The sequence below is a fragment of the Arthrobacter glacialis genome (genome assembly GCF_002909445.1).
Classification (GTDB): domain Bacteria; phylum Actinomycetota; class Actinomycetes; order Actinomycetales; family Micrococcaceae; genus Specibacter; species Specibacter glacialis.
On the sequence record NZ_PPXC01000008.1, the window covers coordinates 22,080 to 40,571 of the forward strand.

The 18,492-nt window shown below is 60.5% G+C and carries 17 protein-coding genes; 6 read left to right on the top strand and 11 right to left on the bottom strand.

Annotation, left to right across the window (positions count from 1 at the left end; all coding sequences use genetic code 11):
• Positions 1 to 654: 654 nt before the first annotated feature.
• Genes phnN through phnG form a run of 9 tightly spaced genes read right to left on the bottom strand, consistent with a single transcriptional unit; the run spans position 655 to position 7,752 of the window.
• Entirely contained in the window at positions 655 to 1,236 is a 582-nt protein-coding gene (phnN, locus tag CVS27_RS11380) for a phosphonate metabolism protein/1,5-bisphosphokinase (PRPP-forming) PhnN (protein WP_103465874.1), read from the bottom strand.
• On the bottom strand, positions 1,233 to 2,411 hold the full coding sequence (locus CVS27_RS11385; RefSeq protein WP_103465875.1) for an alpha-D-ribose 1-methylphosphonate 5-triphosphate diphosphatase: 1,179 nt from the start codon (positions 2,409 to 2,411) through the stop codon (positions 1,233 to 1,235). Before CVS27_RS11385 ends, phnN begins: the two co-directional genes overlap by 4 nt.
• On the bottom strand, positions 2,392 to 3,087 hold the full coding sequence (locus CVS27_RS11390; RefSeq protein WP_103465876.1) for a DUF1045 domain-containing protein: 696 nt from the start codon (positions 3,085 to 3,087) through the stop codon (positions 2,392 to 2,394). Before CVS27_RS11390 ends, CVS27_RS11385 begins: the two co-directional genes overlap by 20 nt.
• Complete coding sequence (phnL, locus tag CVS27_RS11395) at positions 3,084 to 3,827, bottom strand: phosphonate C-P lyase system protein PhnL (protein WP_103465877.1); 744 nt, start codon at positions 3,825 to 3,827, stop codon at positions 3,084 to 3,086. Before phnL ends, CVS27_RS11390 begins: the two co-directional genes overlap by 4 nt.
• Before the next feature lie 5 nt (positions 3,828 to 3,832).
• Positions 3,833 to 4,645 (bottom strand): phosphonate C-P lyase system protein PhnK, encoded by an 813-nt coding sequence (gene phnK, locus CVS27_RS11400; protein WP_103465878.1) that lies wholly within the window; start codon positions 4,643 to 4,645, stop codon positions 3,833 to 3,835.
• On the bottom strand, positions 4,642 to 5,514 hold the full coding sequence (locus CVS27_RS11405; protein WP_103465879.1) for an alpha-D-ribose 1-methylphosphonate 5-phosphate C-P-lyase PhnJ: 873 nt from the start codon (positions 5,512 to 5,514) through the stop codon (positions 4,642 to 4,644). Before CVS27_RS11405 ends, phnK begins: the two co-directional genes overlap by 4 nt.
• Positions 5,514 to 6,632 carry a carbon-phosphorus lyase complex subunit gene (locus CVS27_RS11410; protein WP_103465880.1) on the bottom strand — a complete coding sequence of 373 codons (1,119 nt, stop codon included), beginning with the start codon at positions 6,630 to 6,632 and terminating at the stop codon, positions 5,514 to 5,516. Before CVS27_RS11410 ends, CVS27_RS11405 begins: the two co-directional genes overlap by 1 nt.
• Complete coding sequence (gene phnH / locus CVS27_RS11415; protein ID WP_103465881.1) at positions 6,632 to 7,270, bottom strand: phosphonate C-P lyase system protein PhnH; 639 nt, start codon at positions 7,268 to 7,270, stop codon at positions 6,632 to 6,634. The genes CVS27_RS11410 and phnH overlap by 1 nt, the downstream gene beginning before the upstream one ends.
• Positions 7,267 to 7,752 (bottom strand): phosphonate C-P lyase system protein PhnG, encoded by a 486-nt coding sequence (phnG, locus tag CVS27_RS11420; RefSeq protein ID WP_243400149.1) that lies wholly within the window; start codon positions 7,750 to 7,752, stop codon positions 7,267 to 7,269. Before phnG ends, phnH begins: the two co-directional genes overlap by 4 nt.
• Positions 7,753 to 7,909: 157 nt before the next feature.
• Between phnG and phnF the strand changes: the two genes are divergently transcribed.
• From phnF to CVS27_RS11450, 6 genes are all read left to right on the top strand, one after another.
• Complete coding sequence (phnF, locus tag CVS27_RS11425; RefSeq protein WP_103465883.1) at positions 7,910 to 8,662, top strand: phosphonate metabolism transcriptional regulator PhnF; 753 nt, start codon at positions 7,910 to 7,912, stop codon at positions 8,660 to 8,662.
• A 650-nt stretch (positions 8,663 to 9,312) separates the two neighbouring features.
• Positions 9,313 to 9,678 (top strand): ArsR/SmtB family transcription factor, encoded by a 366-nt coding sequence (locus tag CVS27_RS11430; RefSeq protein WP_103465884.1) that lies wholly within the window; start codon positions 9,313 to 9,315, stop codon positions 9,676 to 9,678.
• Positions 9,675 to 11,324 (top strand): SulP family inorganic anion transporter, encoded by a 1,650-nt coding sequence (locus CVS27_RS11435; RefSeq protein WP_103465885.1) that lies wholly within the window; start codon positions 9,675 to 9,677, stop codon positions 11,322 to 11,324. Before CVS27_RS11430 ends, CVS27_RS11435 begins: the two co-directional genes overlap by 4 nt.
• The gene (locus CVS27_RS11440) at positions 11,321 to 12,850 is read left to right on the top strand and encodes a multicopper oxidase family protein (protein ID WP_103465886.1); all 1,530 of its coding nucleotides are present in this window, start codon (positions 11,321 to 11,323) and stop codon (positions 12,848 to 12,850) included. Before CVS27_RS11435 ends, CVS27_RS11440 begins: the two co-directional genes overlap by 4 nt.
• A gap of 98 nt (positions 12,851 to 12,948) precedes the next feature.
• Positions 12,949 to 14,418, top strand: a complete 1,470-nt coding sequence (locus tag CVS27_RS11445) for a DUF4389 domain-containing protein (RefSeq protein ID WP_103465887.1) — start codon at positions 12,949 to 12,951, stop codon at positions 14,416 to 14,418.
• A gap of 11 nt (positions 14,419 to 14,429) precedes the next feature.
• Positions 14,430 to 16,073, top strand: a complete 1,644-nt coding sequence (locus tag CVS27_RS11450) for an ABC1 kinase family protein (protein WP_243400150.1) — start codon at positions 14,430 to 14,432, stop codon at positions 16,071 to 16,073.
• A gap of 531 nt (positions 16,074 to 16,604) precedes the next feature.
• Here the strand turns inward: CVS27_RS11450 and CVS27_RS11455 are convergent.
• Both CVS27_RS11455 and CVS27_RS11460 read right to left on the bottom strand, forming a co-directional pair.
• The gene (locus tag CVS27_RS11455) at positions 16,605 to 16,874 is read right to left on the bottom strand and encodes a hypothetical protein (protein WP_103465889.1); all 270 of its coding nucleotides are present in this window, start codon (positions 16,872 to 16,874) and stop codon (positions 16,605 to 16,607) included.
• Positions 16,875 to 17,244: 370 nt separating this feature from the next.
• Positions 17,245 to 18,405, bottom strand: a complete 1,161-nt coding sequence (locus CVS27_RS11460; protein WP_103465890.1) for an acyl-CoA dehydrogenase family protein — start codon at positions 18,403 to 18,405, stop codon at positions 17,245 to 17,247.
• Positions 18,406 to 18,492: the final 87 nt, after the last annotated feature.

Genomic DNA, 18,492 nt, shown 5'->3' on the forward strand with positions numbered 1-18,492 from the left:
GCCAATGCGCTGACAGTTACGCCAATCAGTCTTAGCGTTGCTCACTTCATTACTACTCCAAGAAGGAGCTCCGAGGCCGGCATTAGTACACGATCCGATCGGACGACGCGTAGAACCCCACCATCTCGCAACGATCAGCTGGGGCTGCAGGTGGTCAGTTCACGATAGGGCTTATGAGCCGCTTATAGTTGCTCGTGCCCGAGCTTGCGTGCTCCGGCACAGCCAAAGTCACCGTACAGACATGCGAGCCGACCCATGGAACGGGAGGCTGAACAAATTGAGCCAGCTGCTCGTCACACGTCACATTAATAGCTTTGGCTGTGCGGTGGCCATGAGCTCAGGTGGCTGATGTACAAGCTGACACGTAGGCAACCTTCGGATATTCGAACCGAAACAGCCCTTGCTGAACGGTCAAAATTTCAACTGCAGGTAAATACCAACGAAAACTATCACCGCAGGTCAGAGCATGTTGAATACTCAAAACCCATTGTTAGTTATCAACCCCGCTTTGGCGACATAAGGCTATCAACCCTTGTCAATACCCATTTTGGCCTTTTTTCTAGACGATGAATCGGAACAATAGAAGGTACTAAATTCTCTCCAGTTTCCATTGATTGTGGAGGGTTTATGGCGCGTCGGTGGCCATCCTCAGGCTCAGGAACGTTGTCGGTGCAGTTCCGTGGATCGACCCGCCGCATCCAGGACGCTGCCCAGGAACTCCACGAGTTTCCCTCCCGCGTCCTCAAGCGTGCCGTCGTTGACGATCTCCAGGTCGGCCGGATGATCCGGCGCCGGGTTGATGCGAGCAACGCGTGACACTGCGGCAATCTCGTCCTCGCGACCGCGTGCAATGATGCGCGCGAGGCGTACATCATCAGAAACCGTGATGCGCACAACGTGCACGTTCGCGAACAGGCCAGGCAAGTGCTTGAGCACCTCGCGCGAGAGGTTCGCCACGACCAGGTTTCCCGCGCCGACGGCGTCGAACACGTGGGCCGGAATGCCGTAGGCCAGGCCGTGAGCTCGCCACGTCAACGCGAACTCGCCACGGTCCCTGGCGCCCTCGAATTCGCTCTCGCTCACAGGCTTGTGATCTTCCCCTGTACCTGCAGGCCGGGTGATCTGGCGTTGCGGGAAGACGATTTCGCGTCCTTCGATGGCAAGGCGTGCGTGATCAATAATCGAATCCTTCCCCGATCCACTCGGCCCTACAATGGCCACAAATGCGCCACTCACGCGACCCTCTTTCCCTCACACCATACGCCGCGCACGATCGGCAGGGACGATCCGAGCGGGTGCTGCGCCGTCGCGGTCCCCTCGTATGTCTGGACACGAACGACGTCGGCCCGTTTGCCGGGCGCGATGACGCCGCGATCCTCAAGACCGGCGGCACGCGCAGGATTGCCGCTCACCAGCGCGGCCCCCTGAGGCAAGGTAATGTCTCCGCGGCTGAACAGCAGGAAAACGGCGTGGAGTGGACTGGACGGGACATAATCGCTGGAGAGGATGTCGAGCAGCCCCAGACGTAGCAAGTCGGAGGCAGCTACGTTGCCGGAGTGCGAACCGCCGCGGACAATATTTGGCGCACCCATGACGATAAGTTGTCCTGCCGCCCGGGCAGCGTGGGCGGCCAGGATGGTCGTGGGGAATTCCGAAATACGCACGCCTGCTGCCGTCGACTCATCAATGTGCGCCTGGGTAGCGTCGTCGTGCGCGGCGATCGTGATACCTCGATCGTGGGCGCGCCCCACCATCCTGCGCCGATTGTTCTCGGAGAACGTCGCAGAAAGATGCCGCATCTCACTGACGTGTTCGCCGAACTGCATCTCGGTCATATTGTGTTTGCCAACCATGTAGGTGCGGAACGCCTCCATGTCTGCATATTGGCGCTGGCCCGGCGTGTGATCCATGAGCGACACCATCCGCACCCGTTCGTGCCCGCCGACCTCGTCAAACACGTCAACGACGTCCGGTGTCGCCACCTCGCAGCGCAAATGCACGTAGTGGTCCGCGCGCAACAGACCCGCCTCGGCCGCGTTAATGACCGCATTCACGAGTGTGCGCGCGTTACCGCTGATCAGGTTCTCACCCGGGCCGCTGCCGATGCGCATCGCGTCCAGCACAGTCGTCATGCCCGAAGCTGCCATCTGTGCGTCGTGCGCGATCACTGCCTGGATCGGATCCCAGAACCGCTTGGGCCGGGGCTGGTAGTGCGACTCAACCTGGTCGGTGTGCAGCTCAACGAGACCGGGGAGCAGGTAATCCGCTCCCATATCCTCGCCCGGCACACCGTCGAGTGAAAATTGCGGGTCGTGAGAGACCTCCGCGATCATGCCGTTCTCGATATGCACGGATCCATGGATGACCTCGTTTTCCAGGACGATGCGGGCATTATGAAGGACGAGGGGCATCAGGGGTCTCCAAAGCGGCTTGTTCTGCGAAAGGGTGAACGGACAGGACCTCGAAGGCAGCGCCGGGGGCGGGCTCGACGCTGATCACGACCGCGGTGAGAGGCACATCGACGCCGGATACGCCGTCGAAATGGTCCTTGATTGCGACGTCAATCTCGGCCGTCCGCTCCAGTGGAACGTGGTCGGTGAGCGTGAAGTGGAAGAGGTACTTATCGAGCACGTAGGGATAGCCCCAGCGCTCGAATAGTTCCCTCTCTCGCTGCTCCAGGTTTTCAGGACGACGACGGCGGATGTCACCTTGGGTGAGCGGGGCACGAAAGTCCTCGAACGTCCACAGGGCATCGGCGGCGAGCACATCCAGGTCCTCGGGGTCTCTGCCGGGGACCAACGCGCGGAACCCGCCAATCGCTGCGGGTCGGAGAGCGGAAATCACCACTGGCCCGCGACCGGCAGCGAACGCGTCTGCGGCAGCACACAGCTGTGCTTCCGTTCGTCCAGCGGCTAAGTGGATGGGCGCTTTAAGTGTGGCGTGGAATCCGTAGCGGCGAGCGTCCTGTGTGAGGTCATGGAACTCCTGGCGGCCGTACCAGTCATCGACCGCGGTGCGTAGCCGAATCGCCTCGGCAACCTCTTCCTTATTGATTCCGGGGACCGCGTAGACGGCATATCGTTTCATGCGGCTGCCTGTTCGCGCGCCGGCGTGAACGACTGTACGTCGACCGTCATATCGGCTACGGCCTCGCGTACATCGGCGTCGTGGAAGATTGCGAGCATCCCGGTCCCCCGGCCGAGGCTCTCACGGATCAGCTCGATCACGACGCCACGATTTCGGGCATCGAGTGACGCTGTGGGTTCGTCGAGCAGCAGGAGCGGGCGTTCTATGATGAATCCGCGCGCGATGTTGACGCGTTGCTGTTCACCGCCAGAGAAGGTCGCTGGCGGCAGCTTCCATAGTCGTGTGGAGATGCTCAGCCGCGTGAGGAGCTCTCCTGCCCGTTCGCGAGCCGTTTCCCGACTGATGCCACGCTCGATCAGTGGTTCGGCGACGACGTCGAGGGCGGGCACGCGGGGAACCGCTCGCAGGAACTGACTTACGTACCCCAAGGTCTCCCGCCGGGCTGCGAGCACCTGTCGTGGTTGCGCCGTGACCAGGTCCATGACGGTTTCTTGGTGCCTGAGCAGGATGCGGCCCGAGTCTGTGCCATAGCTACCGTAGATCATTTTCATCACGGTGCTCTTGCCTGCCCCCGATTCGCCACCGAGCACAATACAGGCCCCGCGCGGTACATCGAAGGTTAGCCCATGCAGGACAGGCAACCGTTGTGATTCCTGGAGGTGCAGGGTGAACGTTTTGCCGACGTTCTGCACGGACAGTACTGCATTTTCTGGCAAGTCATTGTTTACGTTGTAGCTCATGGAAATCAGCCCTGAAGGATCGAAGAAACGAGTAGCTGGGTGTAGGGAGCCTGCGGGTCATCGAGAACCCGGTCTGTGAGGCCCGATTCGATGACTGCGCCGTCTTTCATCACCAAGGTGCGGTGTGAGATGAGGCGTGCAACGGCGAGATCGTGGGTGACGATGACGACGGCAAGACCAAGTTCAGCGACGAGCTGGCGAATCAGGTCCAGGAGGCGGGCCTGCACGGACACGTCCAGGCCGCTCGTCGGCTCGTCCATAAAGACCAGGCGTGGGCCGAATACGAGGTTGCGTGCGATCTGTACGCGCTGGCGCATTCCACCTGAAAATGTCGCGGGAGCATCGTCAATTCGATCCGACGGGATTTCTACGCGGCGCAGCCACATTTCGGCTTCGCTGCGGATCTTGCTGTAGTTACGCCATCCGTTCGCCATGAGAGGTTCCCCGACATTGCCACCAGCGCTGACATGCATCCGGAGTCCCTCGGCAGCGTTCTGGTGCACGAATCCCCACTCGGTGCGCCACAGCCGGCGTACTTCCCGTTCGCTCAGTGTCGCCAGATCGAGCAGCTCGAATTCAGTGCCGTCCTCGCGTCCGGCGCTGCTCTCACGCGTCGTGAGGTAGCTGATGGATCCCTCGTCCAAGGTGAGCCGTTGTGACAGCATGCCGAGCAGGGTGGACTTGCCGGAGCCTGACTCTCCCACAACTGCCAGCACTTCGCCGGGCCACAGGTCAAAATTTACGTCGCGGCAGCCGAAGCGGTCGCCATAGCGGTGTCCTGCGCCGGTCACACTCAGTAACGGGGTTTCGTTGTTCATGCGCTTTTCTCCATCGTTTGGCGCCTCTCGCCTGCTGTGGCAGTGCGTTCGCAATAGTCAGTGTCGGAGCAGACGAACATCACGCCGCCTTTGTCATCGATAAAGACCTCGTCAAGGTAGACGCCGGAGGACCCGCAGATCTCGCAGGGCCGGTCAAAGCGTTGAGGCTCGAAGGGGAAGTCCTCAAAGCCGAGGCTCTCCACGTCGGTGTACGGCGGGATCGCGTAGATGCGTTTCTCCCGGCCGGCGCCGAAGAGCTGCAGCGCTGCATTTTGGTGCATCTTGGGGTTGTCAAAGCTGGGGATGGGCGACGGCGCCATGACGTACCGTCCATTCACGAGAACCGGGTAGTCATAGGTCTTGGCGATGTGCCCATACTTAGCGATGTCTTCGTAGAGCTTGACGTACATCAGGCCGTACTCCTCGAGCGCGTGCAAGCGCCGAGTCTCCGTTTCTCGCGGTTCCAAGAACCGCAGCGGCTCGGGGATCGGCACCTGGTACACCATGATCTGATGCTCACGCAGTGGCGTCTCCGGAATCCGGTGCCGGGTTTGGATGATGCTCGCCTGCTCCGTGAGCGTAGTGCTCGCGGCACCGGCAACCTTTTCGAAGAAGTGTCGGATCGACACCGCATTGGTCGTGTCATCGGCACCCTGATCAATCACTTTCAGTGTGTCGGACGGACCAATTATCGATGCTGTGACCTGCACTCCCCCGGTCCCCCAGCCGCGTGGCATCGGCACCTCTCGCGAAGCGAACGGTACCTGGAAGCCGGGAATGGCGACGCCCTTGAGCAACGCACGGCGGACGACTCGCTTGGTTTGCTCGTCGAGATAACCTTCGTTGTAGACGATGCGCGGGGCACTCATCAGTTCTCTCCGTTCTGGTCTTTGCCGGCGGACATGCGTGCGTCCGCGGCATGACGTGTCTCGAACTCGCGGCGAAGGCTGCGAATCAGCCCAAGCTCCGCTTGGAAGTCGACGTAGTGCGGCAGTTTGAGGTGCTCAACGAAACCTGTCGCCTGTACGTTGTCCGAGTGTGCGATCACAAATTCTTCGTCCTGCGCTGGCGAGACGATGCGCTCACCGAACTCCTCGCTCCGCAACGCGCGATCCACGAGCGACATCGACATGGCCTTGCGCTCGCCTCGCCCGAAGACCAGACCATAACCGCGGGTGAACTGTGGCGCCTGCTCGGTGTTGCCGACGAACTGGTTGACCATCTGGCATTCGGTCATTTCGATCCGTCCGATCGGCACAGCATGTCCGATTTCCGGGGCGTCAAACTCGATTTCCACCTCGCCGACACGGACTTCGCCAACGAACGGATGGTTGTTGCCGAAGCCGCGCTGCGTGGAGTAGCCGAGCGAAAGCAGGAAGCCTTCGTCTCCGCGATTGAGGGCCTGCAGACGCTCGGCCCGGCTCATGGGAAAGGTGGTGGGTTCCCGGGTTAGGTCTCCCGGATCTGGATCATTCCAGCCCTCTGCGGGTTTGTCGGCCTCAATGAGAGCATCGACGCCCAGCAGATCCGTCACTCGCGGCATCGCCGCACTTGGAGGCATCTCCAAATTAGGTACCTCAGGGGTGCCCAATTCGTCGGTGAGCAGGCGGTGCGTGTAATCGAACGTTGCACCGAGCTGCTGACCGCCAGGGATGTCTTTGAACGTCGCCGACACGCGCCGTTCCGACGGCAGGCCCGCGGTGTCCACTGCAACCGTGAGACCAAACCGAGGCAGCGTTGTGCGGTAGGACCGTAGTAGCGTGACAGCCTCTAGAACATCGCCCTGCGCCTGAAGCAGCGCCTTGGCTGCTAGGTCCGGGTCATACAGCGAACCTTCAGCCATAACGCGTGAGACCAGCACGCCCATTTGATCGCGCATCTGAGCGTAGTCGATGCGTGGCGCATCGACCTCGCCACGCCCACGCTTGGCGAGCAACGCATGCGCGTTAGCGATCGCCTTTTCGCCTCCCTTGACGGCAACATACATTAAGCGCTCCTCTGCTGGTGACTTTGCTGATCTGCGCTAACCAGCGCTGTGGTGCGTGGCAATCCCTGCACCGTGGTTTCGGCCGCGAGGACGATGTCCACACCGCAAGGGAAAAGCATCCCGTTCTCTCGCCACTGCGGGAGGAACCCGATGGGCAGGCCCACGCCATCCCAGCCAATGGTTCCCGAGATGCCGGGGCCGCTCGCGACCAAGTTGCCGATACTGCGGGATCCTTGAGCGTCGATAATGAGAGTTGCGGACCGATGTGGTTCCTCATCGGTGCCCTGCATCAAGTCGGCAAGGGTTGGTGCAGCTTTGGGCGACGACGCGATGACAAACAGCGCCTCGCCGGCATTTTCAACGATGCGCGCACCTGTGTGAAAGGCGATCCAGCCGCCCACCGCAGAAGAGGCGCGCAGCGTCGGATCGAGCCAGATCGGCGTTTGCTCATCACACAATGTCAAAATGACCGCGCCTGTGCTCGCGCCAAGCGGTTCCGGAGGGTTGAGGTTCGCCTCGATGGAATGCCGAGTACCCGGGCGGGCGAGTGCCTCCAGGACTGCACGGAAGACCTGTTGCGCATCGTGTACCGGGTTCGCGAACCCGGGGGTGTGGTTCTGGCTTGTCAGAGTTCTCATTCGTTTTCCCTAGCAACTGTGAAGAAGTCAACGACCGTGCTGCGTGCGTCGGCTTGGGCGCTGGTGTCACGCTCTTTCTGGCCGCGCTCAAGCGGCTCGATCACTTCGGCGAGAACCCGGGCACGTTGCTCGGGGGCAAGCAGCAGCGCATCAAAGATGGCGGCGAGTCCGGCGTGTTCGGGGTGGCTTCCCAGCACATACGATGTGCCAATCACGTCCTCGATCCCGATTCCGCTCAGCAACACGGTGGCCCTCGTTATCGTTGCCTCACCCAAGTTGAAGCGATCGCCGGTGCCACCAATCCGGCCCTGCACCATGACGAGTCCGGCTTCCGGCGCCCGCAGATACGTGACCTCCGGCTGTTCCTTCCAGTCTGACCACAGCATTTCCAGATCGGCCTGCGTGGCTCCCGAGAGCACTCGCGCGGCCCGTCGTCGTTCATCTGGAGCAAGCCCGTATGCGGCGCTCTCCTGCGCAGTCACAATGCAATGTCCTTCATGGCTGACCCTTCTCGAAGTTATCTATTTATCTAGACAACTTCAATTTTATGCACGTAGAATCTAGGGAAGTGGACTTTCTGGGGAACAGGAAGGAAAGCACTGGATGAACTTTGGGTAAACCGAGCAGGGAGACGGCACAGTGACAGAATTTGAGTTAGGCTCGCGATCAAACAGCGGATATTCAGCGTGGCGCCTAATCACGGAGGAGTTGCGCGGCGAAATCGCCGAAAATCGGTTGCGAGCGGGAGATCACCTGCCCACTGAGAACATGCTGGCCGAGCGGTACAGCGTCAATCGACACACCGCACGGCAAGCCATCGCAGCCCTGGTCGAGGACGGATTAGTCGAGTCTCAGCGGGGCAGTGGTACTTTCGTGACCAGCGAACCTGCACGCTTGCACCAGATCGGCTTACGTACTCGACTAACAAGAAGCCTCGGCGATGATGGCAGCGCCTCGGCGAGCAGCCGCGTGTTGAGCAGCACCATCGAGGAGGCCCCGGAGGATATTGCGCGTCGGCTCGGGCTCCCCCACCGAAAGGCAATCCGCGTCGAGACCACTCGCTCGACGGGCGGGCTACACATCGCGGTGGGTACGCACTGGTTCGACGTCGAGCGGCTACCGGACATCGCGACAGCACTACGGCGCACCGGATCGGTCACGGCGGCGCTGCGTGCCTGCGGCATAGAGGACTATGTGCGAACCTCTACCGTCGTTGGCGCCCGGCACGCAACGGCATCCGAGGCAGAACTACTTTCTTTACGGCCCGGCGCGATCGTGCTTGTCACCGAGGCACTCGACGGCCTGCCCGACGGCACTCCACTGCAGCACCTCGTCACTCGCTTCGCCGCCCAGCACGTGCGGCTGGACATCGAGCACCCTAGCGCTGACTAAACTAGCGCAGCCTAAAACAGGCGCTCAGGTCTTCAGAGGCAGGGCTGGTTCAAATGCTGTGAGTGTCCGCTCGGCCAGTCCGAAGGACAACGTCATACCCACACCTGAAGTAACCGAGAACGACGGCGTTCCAGCGGACGCTTCTGCGCTCGTGGCGATCAGCCATGCGGCGAGGTTTGCGACGGTGGGGCGTGGATCCCCAGGAAGATCGTCTCTTAACCAGGCACCGCCATGGATACTGTCAGCATCCGGCCGGTCCTGCTGGCACTCTCGCCCACGATCAGTCGCATTGGTCGTTATAGGCCACTGAATGCCGCCGTTTTGTTGGCGGCTGCATCGGGAAACGGGCTGAAGTTACGAGCAATGTACGATTGCTCGAACGCTTCGGGACTTGTGCGTTCATGGCCGAATGCCCCTGCAAACAGGGGGTCAAGCGTGCCCAAGGTGGGATTCGAGCCGGATCCAAACCCGCACAAACAAGGGGAAGTAGCTGGGATGAAGGACCTTGCGCATGCATACGGACAGTGACTCTTGTGTGTGTGGCAGATCCATGGGCGCGCCAAATAGTGATTGGGTGCCACTAATTCTGATATGATGACTTTATAAAGTCACTATTTCGTTCCCTTGCAGTGACACCCAGGAGCAGAGCTATGGCATTCGAGAATGACGAAAGACCCCTGTACGAGATCAAGGCAAACCTCTTCAAGGGGCTCGCCCACCCCTACCGAATTCGGGTCTTGGAAATCCTTGCCGGCGTTAGCGAGGCACCTGTCTCAGACATGATTAGTGCCACTGGCCTTGAGGCCTCGCATCTCTCCCAACATCTCTCGGTGCTACGCCGCTACGGGCTGGTGGTGTCCGAACGGCGAGCTAGCGTTGTCTACTACCGTCTGGCGTTCCCTCAAGTAGCAGACTTACTGCAGGTTGCCCGTGCATTGCTTTCAGAATTGCTGCAAGATTCGCAGCGTCACCAGAGTTCCGCCTTGGCGTTGCCGGCGATTTCTTCTGTTCGATGACGTCCCCATCGAGGTCGTTGCGATCGTTGCTGCCAAACCGTCAGGACTATCGCGAGCTTGGTCGGAGTTGGCGCGGTGACCTGGTTGCTGGCGTCACAGTGGGCATCGTAGCGCTTCCTTTGGCTTTGGCATTCGGTGTGAGCTCCGGGGCAGGTGCCGCTGCCGGTTTGATCACGGCAATCGTGGCCGGGCTGGTCGCTGCAGTGTTCGGCGGTTCGAATGTCCAAGTGTCGGGGCCTACAGGAGCGATGGTGGTGGTGCTCGCGCCCATTGTGGTCAGCCACGGCGTCGCCTCTGTGATGGTTATCAGTGTCCTTGCAGGTATTATCGTCCTGCTCGCCGGCGTACTGCGCCTGGGACGCACCGTGAGCTACATTCCCTGGCCGGTCATTGAGGGGTTCACGGTCGGTATTGGGGCAATAATCTTCCTTCAACAGGTTCCCGCAGCTGTCGGTGTGAGCGGTGCCGGACACAGCACCAACGCTGTGGTTGCCGCTGTCGAGTCTGCTCTGGACGCGGACTGGCCAACAGCGCTTTTCCCCTTGGCCACCGTAGCGGCTATCGCAGTCATCATGCTGCTGTTGAGCCGTGTAAGCGGCCGCCTCCCGGCATCTTTCATCGCGATCGTGGCCGTAACCCTTCTCGCCTCCCTGTTCGGCGGGCGGCTAGACACCATCGGGGAACTGCCCCATTCGCTGCCGTTGCCGGCACTCCCGGCGATCACCTCGGGAAGTCTGCTCGCCCTGCTGGGTCCTGCATTCGCCGTGGCAGCCTTGGCCGCTATCGAATCGCTGCTCTCGGCCAGGGTCGCTGCGTCAATGACGGACACGGGCCCCTACAACGCTGATCGTGAACTCGTAGGGCAAGGTCTCGCCTCGATCGCGTCGGGGTTCTTTGGCGGGATGCCCGCCACTGGCGCCATTGCCCGAACGGCCGTCAATGTCCGCTCCGGTGGGCGAACCCGGGCGTCTGCGATCGTGCACTCGCTAGCTCTCCTCGCCGTCGTGTACGTGGCAGCAAACGTGGTCGCAGTGATCCCGTTGGCCGCACTCTCAGGGGTCCTCATGGTCACGGCAGCCAGGATGATCTCCCCCTCAATCATTAAACAGGTGCTGCGATCGACCCGATCAGACGCGATGGTATTTGTCATCACGGCGATCATTACGGTGAGTTTTGATCTCATCGTCGCCGTCGGTATCGGCATCGCAGTGGCCGCGTTCTTCGCGCTGCGCGCCCTCAGCGCCGCCAGCGGTGTTCACCGGGAGGAATTGGACGGTACCCCTACTACCGGCGACGAACGGATTGCACTGTTCCGGATCGATGGCTCCTTGTTCTTCGGAGCCGCCGAGCGAATCCTCGAGCGCATCAACGCTCACGAAGGTATCGAGGTGGTTATTTTGCGCCTTTCCCAACTCCAACTCATCGATGCCACCGGCGCTCACACCCTCACCGAACTCGTGACCGCCCTTGAGCGGCGCGGGGTCACGGTTCTCATCAAGGGAATCAGGGCTGAACATCTGCCAGTCCTCGAGCGACTCGGCGCCGTCGACTCGCTCCGCCACCCCAACCATCTCTTCGACGAACTGGAGCCCACTATCGCCCACGCCCGATCCCACATCGGCCGAACGGCGAGCGCCCGCGCATGAGCACCGCCGCCAGCAATACCCATGAGCCGTCGGCAGAGGGCCCGCCGCCGATCCAGATCAAACGACGAACGTTCCTGCTGGGCATAGGCGCGCTCGGCGCCGCTGGTGGGATTGGTTATTGGATTAGGGAGCGGCAACCGGACAGCCCAGGGCTTTCATTTGCCACTCCCCTGCGTGTTCCGCCGCTGTTGGACTCGGAGATGATCGACGGCGAACGGGTGTTCCGCTTGAACGCGCAGGCGGGAGCAACCGAGCTCGTACCCGGCGTCTCATCCGCGACGATGGGGTTCAACGGCGCCCACCTGGGCCCCACCTTGCGTGCTGCTCACGGGGAAAAGGTACGCATCCACGTCACCAACGAGCTGACAGTTCCGACCACCGCACATTGGCATGGCATGGTGCTGCCCGCCAGCCAGGACGGCACCGCACATCAAAGCATCAGCCCAACTGCAACGTGGACAGCCGCCTGGCAGATCGAGCAACCCGCAGCGACCCTCTGGTATCACCCTCATCCACACGGGCAGACCGAGTTGCAGGTCAGCCGAGGCATGGCAGGGCTCTTTCTTATCGACGACGAGGCACCCCCTGGCCTGCCCGCGGAATACGGCGTGGACGATGTCCCCCTGATCATTCAGGACGTCACGGTCCAGTCCGGAGGCCAACGTCCGGGGACACCCACCACTACGCCCATCGGGCGGATAGGTAACACGGTGATCGTCAACGGCACGTACGAACCGCACTTTGTGGCATCCACCAGTTTGGTGCGCTTACGTATCCTCAACGCCTCGGCAGCGCGCTGCTACAACCTTGAGCTCTCGACACGGGACGTGTTTCATCTCGTGGGCACCGATGGCGGCCTTCTTCCGGCGCCGGTGCCGCTGAGTCAGTTGCTGCTCTCCCCCGCCGAACGTGCCGAAGTAGTCATAACGGTGCCCCCAGACGCCGACCTGGTGCTTCGCTCCGTTCCACACGATCTTGGCATGAGCCGTGGGGACAATGTCACTTCTGGAGCCGAGGACACCTTTGGAATTCTGCGCATCACCAGAGCGAACGACGTCACCACAAGCGAGTTGCCGGCGAGGCTGCCGGCCGCAGCACACCCTACGCGCGCAGCCGCCGTCGACCGTCATTTTATGCTCGGTGATACGACGATCAACGGAAAGTCCATGGACATGGTCCGCATTGATACGGTGATCGCGGCCGGCTCAACCGAGACTTGGTTGATCGAGAACACCTCGAGGCGCGCCCATAATTTCCATATCCACGGAACTCAGTTCATCGTCAACACAGAGAATGGTGAAAGCCCCGCGCCCCGGAATCGAGGGTGGAAGGACACCATCTTCATTGCCCCGGGGAGCACCGCCGAGCTGACCGTCCCGTTCAGCGCCTACGCTGACCCAACGACCCCTTACATGTACCACTGCCATATGCTCTGGCATGAAGATCAAGGCATGATGGCCCAGTACGTCCTCACCAACGGGAAACCCGCAGCGGCACCTTTGCACAACGGCGACATGCACCATTGATGGCTCCCTTAACCTTTCCCAGCCAGCAGTGACCTTAGCCTCTAGTGATGCCGCAGCGTGAGCCACACAGTGGTAGTTGACGAAAGAGGTGCGATGGCATGACGAGCAATTCAGTGGTTGACGGCTCGAAGCGACCTTCAGGCAACACTCAAGGTGGAGCGGCTGGGTTTGTGGTGGCGCTGGTGCTTGGCACGTTGCTGGCATTGTTTGGTGCCGGCGGGGTCATCGGTGGCGTGGCCTCGGCGGTGGTGAGTTCACAGCAGGGATCAGAGGGCTACTTCACTTCCGAGGCGCGTGAATTCGCCACCACCTCCTATGCGCTCTCCTCTCCCCCGGCCCAGCTTGGCGTCGAGTCGATTCCCTTTGACCTTGGCAGCATCCGGCTGAGTGCCGAGTCCGCTGCGCCCGGGGGCCAGGTATTCATTGGCATTGGCCCCAAGGCGGAAGTGGAGAGCTATCTCAACGGTGTGCACACAACAGTCATTACCGGCGTCGAAACTCGGCCGTTCCGGGTGAGCTACAGCGATGTTCCCGGCCAAGCCGCACCGGAGCTGCCCGGGGAGCAAAGTTTTTGGGCAGTGCAAGCATCCGGGACCGGTACACAGCAAGTCACCATGGACCTGCGCAGTGGTGATTGGGTCATGGTGATCATGAACGCCGATGCCAGCCCGGGTGTCACCGTCAACATGGCGGCCGGGTTCCACTCCGAGTTGTTTGGAGCAATCACACCGGCGTTGTTGACTGGCGGGGTGGCAGCCTTGATCATCGGGGCTGGCTTGATCGCCTTGGGTGCCGTGGGCCTGGGCAGACGGCACCCGTCATCCCGGCAGCCAGTGCCTGACAATCCGGTCACGGGCGACGGCGTGTCCCCGAGCGAGCATGCCTACGCGAAAGGATATCCGGCGAGACTCACCGGGCAACTTGACCCGCAGCTGTCTCGGGGGTTGTGGCTAGTCAAATGGCTTCTGGCTTTGCCGCACATGATCGTCTTGTTTTTCCTGTGGTGCGCCGTGGTCATCACCACAATCTTTGCCGGCTTCGCCATCCTGTTCACCGGCCGCTACCCCCGCGCTCTCTTCAACTTCAACGTCGGAGTCCTGAGATGGAGCTGGCGGGTGACGTTCTACGCCTACTCGGCGTTAGCCACCGACAAGTACCCACCATTCACCCTTGCCGCCACCGAGTATCCCGCCGATTTCGAGGTTGACTATCCCCGTCAACTCTCCCGTGGACTAGTGCTGGTCAAGTGGTGGCTCTTGGTGCTCCCCCACCTGCTGGTCGTAGCCATATTCACCAGTGCTGCGTGGTCCATGTGGGGCCAGAGCGGTGATTGGCAATCGGACTACGGCCATAGGGTCGGGTTCTCCCTGCTCGGCATTCTGGTGCTCATTGCCGCCGTCGGACTCTTGTTCACAGGGCGATACCAACGACCACTCTTTGATCTCATCATGGGCATCAACCGGTGGATCTACCGCGTCGCCAGCTATGCCCTCCTGCTGCGGGATGAGTACCCGCCTTTCCGCCTGGATCAGGGCCCTGATGAGCCGGTCAAGGCGGACCACCACTGATGGGGGCATCCATGGGCAACCATTTTGAGCGGTACGCCGAGGTAGCGGAAATCTTGGCGCGGCATGGTTTCGGTTCCCTGCTGGCAAAGTTGGGCCTTGGCCGGATACACCTGGGCTCAGGACCGTGGCTACCTGATGATCTCTCCAACCCCGAACGGCTCAGGCGCGCACTGGAGGAACTGGGACCAACCTTCATCAAACTCGGGCAGGTGCTTTCCACAAGGCCCGATATCCTCCCACCGGACTACCTTGGCGCACTGTCCAAACTTCAAAGTGGGGCGCCGGAAGTTCCTGCGGAGATCATCACCTCACTCATCGAGCAGGAGTTGGGTGGAACTGCCAAAGAACTCTTCAAAACATTTAGCACTACTCCACTGGCCAGTGCCTCGATTGGTCAGGCCCATGCAGCAACGTTGCATGATGGCACCGCCGTTGTTGTGAAGGTCAGGCGGCCTGGCGTGGTTGCCCAAGTTCAGGAAGACCTGGAGATCCTTCAAAACCTGGCCCATCAGGCCAGCCGGAACTGGACGGCAGTGGCGGACTACAACCTTGAGGCCATTGCCGCCGAGTTCTCAGGGACACTTCGGGCCGAACTCGACTACCTGCAAGAGGGGCGCAACGCGGAACGATTTGCAAGAAACTTTGCTAACGACCCCAGCATCCACATTCCCAGAATCTTCTGGTCCACCACCACCTCCCGTGTGTTGACCATCGAAAGAATCTATGGTCTGAAGATCGACGACGACGAAGTTCTTGCCATGTCTGACCTCGAGCGAACCCGGCTGGCAGATCTGGCAGCTAAAGCTGCTGTCAAGATGATCTTTGAGGACGGCTTCTTTCATGCCGACCCCCACCCAGGAAATCTCTTTGTTGAATCAGCTTCACGAATAGCCTTGATCGATTTCGGCATGGTGGGAGAAATCGACAATGAGCTCCAGGGTCACTTGGGGAAACTGTTGCTGGCATTTAGCGTTGACGACCCCGACCGCATCGCCAGGGCACTGCTGGAACTCTCGATCAACCGACCCACCGCCGATCGTGGCCGGTTGCGGCAAGATATTCTGCGCTTCATGCGGCTCTATCAGGGACGCCCGTTGGGCCAAATCGAAATCTCGCCTCTGGTCACCCAGCTGCTGGCTCTTCCGCGCAATCACCATCTTCAGCTGCCCAGTGAGATAGCCATGCTGACCAAAATGATCTTCATGACAGAAGGACTGGGAGCACGGCTCAATCCGAGCTTCAACCTCGGCACGGTGGTTAAGCCCTATGCCAGAAGATTGGCCTTGGCCAGGGCCACTCCACGCACTCTGTTTCACAATCTCTCCCAAATGGGTTTGGATGTAGCAGACCTGGGCGCCAATCTGCCCGAAAAGCTGCGAAAGCTACTTGATCTACTGGACGACGGCGTCGAGGTTCACCTGCGCTCAGAGGAATTGGTGCCTCTGGTTACCCGCGCCGAACGCATCGGAAATCGTCTTGTTGCAGGGGTGATCATCGCAGCATTTGTTCGAGGAATTGGGGAGCTTACAGCAGCCGATCAGGGACGGCTCAAGGCGTGGCAAAACACGCTGGTTGCTGGCGGTGCTGGCGCAGTCACGGTATTGGGCGGCTACTTGGCGTGGACAGCACGGCGCAGTGGCGGTGGCAAGCGCTAGTACAACCAAGGCTTGTGTCTAGGGGCTTGGCCACCGGGAGTTCTGGCCTTTGTGGCCATGTCCGCGAGCGTCTACCGAGCTGTACTACGGATGTGAGAAGTGGAAGCGCATACTCGCCATGAGTGAGGAATATAATCCGCCCTGTTCTTCAACAACACGGCTCGTTCCATCGAGGAAAAGACGAGGTCGTGGTTGTTGCGGATGGTCTTGGTGCTCTTGCCTTTTTCTGTATGCCGAGAACTCAAGCGGCGATCTGCCCTAGTGGGGACGTGCCGTTTGGACGATTCCAAAGCGTACTGGGCATTTCCGAAGGATTGACCGTTCCGATCCAGGAACTTCTGGGTCAGCGGGAGCACTTAAACACGAAAACCCCCTGTTAGCAGGGGGTCAAACGTGCCCAAGGTGGAATTCGAACCGCAAACTCCCGCTTTAGGCTGAGAAGCCATTTTGACCTGCCAAAAGTCAGCGTTAACAACTCGGAGGTTTGCCCAGGCTAGATAAAGGTGGAGGTGTTAACGTTCGACCTCATAGTCAACACCCTAGTTGGGTGCGCCGGATGCTGGTCACATAGCTGCCGGGGTGGCCGGTGCGGGGCGCACTAGTGGTCACGTAGCCTCCAGGGGGGCTCATCCGGGGTGCAGCGGTGGTCACGTAGCCTTCGGGGAGGCCGGTGCGGGGTGAGTCGGTGGTCACGTATGATCCGCCGAGGGCCTGCTGGTGGGCCGCGGGAGATCCCTGACCGCCTGCCTCGTCGTCATTGAGGAACCGGGCTCGGTCTGGTTGGTTCAAAAAGCTGTTCATGAATACCCCTGTTGGTCGGGTGCGGGCGCGCGTCATGGCGCCATGTGGGTGGTTGGAGCAGCAGCGTGCAGGGCTGCTGTGTAGTTCTTGAAGCTTGAGTGCGCTGCAGTGAGAATTCAGGCCACTTGTGCAGTGGCGAGGGCCGCCTGACCGTGGGAGCAAAAACGCCCCAAAACGTTGTCTCTGTAACCTTGCAGGCAAAACTTCTCATGTTCGACACGCTGGCAGACCATGTGATGGTGGTTGTCACCCAAGAGGGTCTCCTAGAGCGGCCATACCGACTTAGTTGGTCATCTCAACCCCGGCGGGGACCGGCTGAACCATCCCCACCCCTCAACCAAACGATCCGGCCCGTCGTCACCTTGTTGTTTCACCGGAAGGCCGGGATTCCGGTGATTTTGCGACCGAGAATGAGGGTGTGCACCTCATCAGTGCCCTCATAGGTGCGCACGGACTCCAGGTTGTTCGCATGGCGCATGGGTGAGTAGTCCAGTGTGATCCCGTTGCCGCCGAGAATGCTCCGGGCTTCACGGCAAATGTCGATGGCCTCACGGCAATTGTTCAACTTCCCTACTGAAATTTGGTCAGGATGCAAGGTGCCGGCATCCTTCTTGCGTCCCAGATGGAGGGCCAGCAGGAAGCCTTTGTTGATTTCCAAGGCCATGTCCACGAGTTTCTGCTGCGTGAGCTGATATCCGGCCAGTGGTTTGCCGAACTGCATTCGAGTGCCGGAGTAGGCAAGGGCGGCTTCGAAAGCGTCTCGAGCCGCACCCATGGCACCCCAGGTGATCCCGTAGCGGGCCTCGTTCAGGCAGGCGAAAGGACCTTTGAGTCCCACAACGTTGGGCAACACTGCCGATGCTGGCAACCGAACATCGCTAAGCTCCACATCGCACTGGATGGAGGCGCGCATGGACAGTTTCGGTTCTATGGGCGTGGCCGTAAAACCCGGCGTTGCGGTGGGTACAACAAAACCACGCACGCCCTCCTCAGTTTGGGCCCAGATGATGGCAATTTGGGCCACGGAAGCGAGCCCAATCCAGCGTTTGCTACCGTTGAGCACCCAATCGCCACCGTCGCGTCGGGCAAAAGTAGTCATGTTGCCTGGGTCGGAACCGGCGGTGGCTTCGGTCAATCCAAAGCACCCGATGGCCTCACCCTTGGCCATGGCCGGCAGCCACTCATGCTTCTGCTCTTCCGAACCGTGCTTATGGATGGCACTCATGGCAAGTGACCCCTGTACAGAGACAAACGTCCGCAGCCCAGAATCCCCTGCTTCTAACTCTGCACCCGCGAGGCCATACTCGACTGCGGATCGGCCGGCGCATCCATAGCCGTCCAGATGCATGCCGAGCAGGCCCAGTTTGGCCAATTCTGGGACGATCTCCAGCGGGAAAACGGCCTTCTCATACCAGCCGGCGATGTTTGGCTTGATCTCGCTGTCAACAAATGACCGCACGGAATCACGCAGCGTGCGCTCTGCCACGGTCAGGAGGGAATCGAAATCAATAAGGTCGCTGGAATCAGACATCTTGGGGCCTTTCAAGGTGATGGTCAGGTTTCTCTGGGAACAAAGCGGACGACGCCGGAACCTCCCGCCGTCGTCCGCTTGCGTTGG

Bases quoted from the DNA above. Each gene is read 5' to 3' on its own strand.
- CVS27_RS11385 (WP_103465875.1), bottom strand. From the start codon at position 2,411: ATGCCCCTCGTCCTTCATAATGCCCGCATCGTCCTGGAAAACGAGGTC.
- CVS27_RS11390 (WP_103465876.1), bottom strand. From the start codon at position 3,087: ATGAAACGATATGCCGTCTACGCGGTCCCCGGAATCAATAAGGAAGAG.
- phnL (WP_103465877.1), bottom strand. From the start codon at position 3,827: ATGAGCTACAACGTAAACAATGACTTGCCAGAAAATGCAGTACTGTCC.
- phnK (WP_103465878.1), bottom strand. From the start codon at position 4,645: ATGAACAACGAAACCCCGTTACTGAGTGTGACCGGCGCAGGACACCGC.
- CVS27_RS11405 (WP_103465879.1), bottom strand. From the start codon at position 5,514: ATGAGTGCCCCGCGCATCGTCTACAACGAAGGTTATCTCGACGAGCAA.
- CVS27_RS11410 (WP_103465880.1), bottom strand. From the start codon at position 6,632: ATGTATGTTGCCGTCAAGGGAGGCGAAAAGGCGATCGCTAACGCGCAT.
- phnH (WP_103465881.1), bottom strand. From the start codon at position 7,270: ATGAGAACTCTGACAAGCCAGAACCACACCCCCGGGTTCGCGAACCCG.
- CVS27_RS11430 (WP_103465884.1), top strand. From the start codon at position 9,313: ATGGCATTCGAGAATGACGAAAGACCCCTGTACGAGATCAAGGCAAAC.
- CVS27_RS11435 (WP_103465885.1), top strand. From the start codon at position 9,675: ATGACGTCCCCATCGAGGTCGTTGCGATCGTTGCTGCCAAACCGTCAG.
- CVS27_RS11440 (WP_103465886.1), top strand. From the start codon at position 11,321: ATGAGCACCGCCGCCAGCAATACCCATGAGCCGTCGGCAGAGGGCCCG.
- CVS27_RS11445 (WP_103465887.1), top strand. From the start codon at position 12,949: ATGACGAGCAATTCAGTGGTTGACGGCTCGAAGCGACCTTCAGGCAAC.
- CVS27_RS11450 (WP_243400150.1), top strand. From the start codon at position 14,430: ATGGGCAACCATTTTGAGCGGTACGCCGAGGTAGCGGAAATCTTGGCG.
- CVS27_RS11455 (WP_103465889.1), bottom strand. From the start codon at position 16,874: ATGAACAGCTTTTTGAACCAACCAGACCGAGCCCGGTTCCTCAATGAC.
- CVS27_RS11460 (WP_103465890.1), bottom strand. From the start codon at position 18,405: ATGTCTGATTCCAGCGACCTTATTGATTTCGATTCCCTCCTGACCGTG.